Origin of the sequence: Micromonospora sp. M51 (assembly GCF_018070305.1) — a bacterium.
GTDB lineage: Bacteria > Actinomycetota > Actinomycetes > Mycobacteriales > Micromonosporaceae > Micromonospora > Micromonospora parva.
Genome location: NZ_JAGPXZ010000514.1, coordinates 1 through 4,542 on the forward strand (window position 1 = coordinate 1; position 4,542 = coordinate 4,542).

Consider the following 4,542-nt stretch of genomic DNA (forward strand, 5'->3'; position numbering starts at 1 on the left):
TGCGCCGCGAATGGGCCGCCGAGCTGCACGTGCTCGCCGAGAACGGTCGCCGGACGACGATGGTCGGCTTCGCGGCGAGCCTCGCCGTCAGCCGAGCCGGTGCCCCGCTCCTCGACCGCCGCCTGATGCATCAGCGGGCCCGCCGTACCGCCGCCGCCCTGCTCCTGGCCCCCCTCGCCTGCGCCGCGATCGTGGTCGTCAGCGCGCTGGCCATGGCGCAGGTCTACAACTGGCTGTCGATGCTGGTGAGCTGGTCGAGCGCGGTGCAGTTGCCGCTCTGGTCGATGTTGATCCTCGGCTTCGCGGTGCTGTTGGCGAAGTACACGGCACGGTCGGCCCGGCACACCGCACTGCACGGGCCACTGCGCATCGCGCTCGGCGTGGTGCTCCCCGTCGGTGTGGCCGCACTCGGGCTCATGTCCGTCATCAACGGCAGTGTCCTCGGCAGCTTCGTACCCGGTCTGCTGCTCTGGTCGGCGGGCCTGACGCTGGCCCTCTGGGCTGCGGCGAGCCTCGCCGCCCGGGGCCGGGTCGGCGTCGCCTGGTCGGTGGGCCTCGTCGGCGCGCTCGTCGCCGCCGACCTGGCCGTGATCCTCTTCGTGATCCAGACCATTCCGGGACCTGGCACCGTTGCGGCCGACGCGATGACAGCGGACAGCGTCGACCGGATCTCCGCGCCGTTGTGGCTCTTCGCCTGCTGGACCGACTGGAACTTCGGCCTGCCCCGCCCCACGTCGTGGGAGATCTTCCTGATCACCGACCGCCTGTTGCTGGAGCCGATGTTCTACCTGGCCTGCATGCCGTACGCGCTCGCGTACACCATTCGGGCGGCCCGGTCCGCGCCCGCCGTGCCCGTCGCCCTCGCGCCGACCCCGGTGTGAACCTCAGTCGGGCACGTCGTCCCACGTCGTGCCCGGCTCCAGGTAACCGGCCAACTGGTTTTCCCGCAGCGCGTACGCGATGACCAGCAGGGCGTGCTTGTCCAGTTCGGGCAGCCGGTCCAACGGGAACCACCGCACGTCCAGCGACTCGTCGTCGTTGACCCGGGCGGTGCCGGCCATTAGCCGACACAGAAACCCCAGGTTGAGGTATTCGCACCGGTCCCCGTTCGGGTACGTGTGCGGGTGCGACACGGCGCTGGACATCCGCACCGGCGCCACGTCCAGCCCCGTCTCCTCACGCACCTCGCGGACCAGCGCGGTGGCCGGCTGCTCGCCCGGCTCGACGAAACCACAGCTCACCGACCAGCGCCCCTCGTCGGCGCGCTGTCCGAGCAGCAGCTCACCGGCGTCGTTGCGGACCACCGCGCTGACGCTCGGCAGCCAGAGCAGGTCGTGGCCGACGTGCTTGCGCATGCCCACGATGTAGTCCGGAATCGCCATCCGGCGATCATAGAGGCGACGCCACCGCGCGGCTCACCTGCGCATCTTCTGGTGTTCCAGTCCCACGCGTTTCGCCGTTTCGGCCCGACAGAGCCGATGCATATCTACTGTGGAGATCGTCGGCGACTTGTGCGATCCGGTGGCGGCCGGCCGGTTCGCGGTGCACAGTGATTCCCATGAGCGACAGCGAACGTGGTGGGCAGTTCTACTGGTGCACCCGACATCACCGGGTCGAGACGGACGCCAACGTGTGTCCGGCGAAGCACGTTCTCGGGCCGTACGACTCGGCGGCCGACGCCGAGAACGCCCTGCAACGAGTGCAGGAGCGGAACGAGGCGTGGGATGCCGAGGACGCTCGTTGGGCCGGGGACGACAGATAGGCGGCGCGGGACGGCTCGCGCCGAGGCATTTCGTGCTCCGCGAGGACGCACGCGAGAGCACGTCCCCCGAGGAGGGAACCACGATGGCCGAAGCACAGCAGGCCACCAAGCGCCCGGCCGCCCGACGCACCACCGCGAAGAAGACCGCCGCGGCGGAGCGGAACACGGCGGCGAGCCGGACCACCCCCGTGCGCAAGTCCACCGCCGGTGCCGCGAAGGCACCGGCCCGCAAGGCGGCCGGTGCGGCAGGCCGCGCGCCGGCCAAGAAAACCACCACGGCGGCGAAGAAGGCCCCCGCGAAGAAGGCACCGGCGAAGCGGACCACGACCAAGACCACCGCCGCGGCCAAGAAGGCGCCGGCGAAGACCGCTGCCGCCACCCGCAAGACGACCGCCACCGCCAAGCGCGCTCCGGCGTCGGCGGCGCGCAAGACCACCACCGCCGCGAAGAAGACCACCGCTGCGACGAAGAAGACGGCGAGCGCGGCGAAGAAGACGACGGCCTCGGCGGCGAAGAAGACCACGGCCGCGAAGGCGCCCGCCCGTAAGACCGCCACCGCGGCGAAGGCCCCGGCGCGCAAGGTCGCGACCACGGCGTCCGCCGCCAAGAAGACAGCGGCGAAGAAGACGACAGCGGCGAAGAAGACCGCGTCCACCCGCCCCAGCGGCGGCGCGCGCAAGGCCCCGGCCAAGAAGGCCCCGGCCGCGAAGGCGACCGGCACCTCGTCGACCACCGCCCGCAAGGCGGCGGCGAAGAAGGCCCCGGCGAAGAAGACCGTCGCGGCCAAGGCGCCGGCGCGCAAGGTGACCGCCCGCAAGTCGCCGGCCCGACCGGTCGCCGCTCGGGCCACCGCACCGAAGGGCGCCCGCTCCGCCGCCCGGAAGGCGACCGGCTGAGCACGGACCACCTCTTGCCAGGTGGAATTCCCGGCCGGTCACCGGAAGCGGATCACCGGTGGCACTGTCAGGATTGACCCGTGGTCATCCGACGCGTACTCGCGCCCCGCATCGACTTCGGCGCGTTGCGCCGGGAACTCGGCCTGCCCGAGGATTTCCCTGCCGACGCCCAGCGTGAGGCCGACGAGGCGGCTGCGGCACCGCCGCAGCCGCCCGTCGACCGCACCGACATACCGTTCGTCACCGTCGACCCCGCCACCTCGCGGGACCTGGACCAGGCGATGCACCTCGCCCGCCGCCCGGGTGGCGGCTACCGGGTGCGGTACGCGATCGCCGACGTCGCCGCGCACGTCACCCCTGGTGGGGCGTTGGAGGCGGAAACCTGGCGGCGGGGGCAGACCATCTACCTGCCCGACGGGAACGTGCCGCTGCACCCGCGCACCCTCAGTGAGGGTGCCGCCAGCCTGCTGCCCGACGTCGACCGGGCCGCGGTGCTCTGGACCATCGACCTGGACGCCGACGGCGCCACCGTGGCCGTCGAGGTGGAACGCGCCCTGGTCCGCAGTCGCGCCAAACTCGACTACCCAGGTGTGCAGGCGGCGGCCGAGGCCGGACGGCTGGCCGACCCGATCGCCCTGCTGCCGGAGATCGGCGACCTGCTGACCGCGCGGGGGTTGCGGCGCGGCGCCATCAACCTGCCGCTGCCCGAGCAGGATCTGGAGCCCGATGGTGAAGGCTGGCGGCTGGTGCTGCGCGCGCCGGTGCCGATGGAGGATCACAACGCGCAGATCTCCCTGCTGACCGGGATGGCCGCCGCCGACATCATGCTGGCCGGCCGGGTCGGCCTGCTGCGGACCATGCCGGCGCCCAAACCGGAGGCGGTGCAGCGGCTCCGGGCCGCCGCCGCCCCGCTGGGCGTGCACTGGCCCGACGACGTGGGCCCGGGACAGGTCATCGCCGCTCTGGACCCGGCCCAGCCGCGCGCCGCGGCGTTCATCGACCAGGCGGCCGAGCTGATGCGCGGTGCCGCGTACACCGCCTTCGACGGGGAAGTGCCGGAGCAGCCGGAACACGGCGGTGTGGCAGCCGCGTACGCCCACGTGACGGCCCCGTTGCGGCGGCTTGCCGACCGGTACGCCACCGAGGTCTGCCTGGCCCTGCACACCGGCCAGCCGGTGCCCGACTGGGCCCGCGCCGCCCTGCCCCGGCTGCCCGAGGCGATGGCGAGCACCGACCGGATCGCCTCGTCGGCCGCTCGTGGCGCCGTCGAGCTGGCCGAGGCGGCGGTGCTGGAACACCGGGTCGGCGAAACCTTCGACGCGGCCGTCCTCGACGTCGACGCCCCGCCCAACGGCAAGTCCCGGCCCCGCCCGCCCGGTGGCACCGTCGCGCTGGACGCCCCGCCCGTACGCGCCCGCTGCCTCGGCCAACTGCCGCTCGGCGAACGCGTGCGGGTCCGGCTGGTCACCGCCGACCCGGCGGCCCGGAGCGTCCTGTTCGAGCTGGCCTGAGCGCTGCCGGTGTTCGTGAGCGCCGGGGGAGTCCGGGGCAGCGGGGATTCTCACAACGCTCGGCGCTGCTGACCCACCGGGCGGTTTGCGAGGATGAGGCCATGGCATACGACGCGAGCACGCTGCCCGACGTGTCCGGGCTGACGGTCGGCATCATCGGTGGCACCGGCGACCAGGGGCGGGGCCTCGCCTACCGGTTCGCGCGGGCCGGTCAGACGGTGCTGATCGGATCGAGGTCGGCCGAGCGGGCCGCCGAGTCCGCGGCCGAGATCGCCGCCCTGCCCGGGGTGCCGGCCAGCGGCAGCGTCACCGGTGCCGCCAACGACGAGGTGGCCCGACGCAGCGACGTGGTGATCATCGCGGTGCCGTGGGA

The 4,542-nt window shown here is 73.1% G+C and carries 6 protein-coding genes; 5 read left to right on the forward strand and 1 reads right to left on the reverse strand.

The window, feature by feature from the left end; genetic code table 11:
- On the forward strand, positions 1-881 hold an 881-nt coding region (locus KBX53_RS23390), incomplete at its 5' end, for a hypothetical protein (protein ID WP_210861663.1).
- 3 nt (positions 882-884) lie between these two features.
- Here the strand turns inward: KBX53_RS23390 and KBX53_RS23395 are convergent.
- Complete coding sequence (locus KBX53_RS23395) at positions 885-1,382, reverse strand: NUDIX domain-containing protein (protein WP_210861664.1); 498 nt, start codon at positions 1,380-1,382, stop codon at positions 885-887.
- 176 nt (positions 1,383-1,558) lie between these two features.
- On the opposite strand from KBX53_RS23395, the gene KBX53_RS23400 reads away from it, so the two are divergent.
- From KBX53_RS23400 to KBX53_RS23415, 4 genes are all read left to right on the forward strand, one after another.
- On the forward strand, positions 1,559-1,762 hold the full coding sequence (locus tag KBX53_RS23400; RefSeq protein ID WP_030330129.1) for a hypothetical protein: 204 nt from the start codon (positions 1,559-1,561) through the stop codon (positions 1,760-1,762).
- 83 nt (positions 1,763-1,845) lie between these two features.
- Positions 1,846-2,658, forward strand: coding sequence for a hypothetical protein (locus tag KBX53_RS23405; protein WP_081883751.1), 813 nt, complete (start codon positions 1,846-1,848; stop codon positions 2,656-2,658).
- 80 nt (positions 2,659-2,738) lie between these two features.
- Positions 2,739-4,169 (forward strand): RNB domain-containing ribonuclease, encoded by a 1,431-nt coding sequence (locus KBX53_RS23410; RefSeq protein WP_210861665.1) that lies wholly within the window; start codon positions 2,739-2,741, stop codon positions 4,167-4,169.
- A gap of 101 nt (positions 4,170-4,270) precedes the next feature.
- On the forward strand, positions 4,271-4,542 hold a 272-nt coding region (locus KBX53_RS23415), incomplete at its 3' end, for an NAD(P)-binding domain-containing protein (RefSeq protein ID WP_210861666.1).